Raw genomic sequence first — 217 nt, forward strand, 5'->3', positions numbered from 1 at the left:
CCCCTACGGGATACCATTGGGTCGTTAGCTCAGTTGGTAGAGCAGTTGACTTTTAATCAATTGGTCGCAGGTTCGAATCCTGCACGACCCACCATTTCCTTCCACGGAAATCAAAACAATGTGGGCGATTAGCTCAGTTGGGAGAGCACCTGCCTTACAAGCAGGGGGTCACTGGTTCGAGCCCGGTATCGCCCACCATTCTCTAAGTATTTTTGGA

At 50.7% G+C, this 217-nt stretch carries 2 tRNA genes; both read left to right on the forward strand.

From position 1 onward, the window contains the following. The first annotated feature begins 18 nt into the window (after positions 1-18). A tRNA-Lys gene (locus tag IQR33_RS20615) sits at positions 19-94 on the forward strand. Positions 95-122: 28 nt separating this feature from the next. Then, a tRNA-Val gene (locus tag IQR33_RS20620) sits at positions 123-198 on the forward strand. The last annotated feature ends 19 nt before the right edge of the window (positions 199-217 follow it).

Source organism: Vibrio sp. OPT46 (genome assembly GCF_015163535.1).
In the GTDB taxonomy this organism is placed as follows: domain Bacteria; phylum Pseudomonadota; class Gammaproteobacteria; order Enterobacterales; family Vibrionaceae; genus Vibrio; species Vibrio alginolyticus.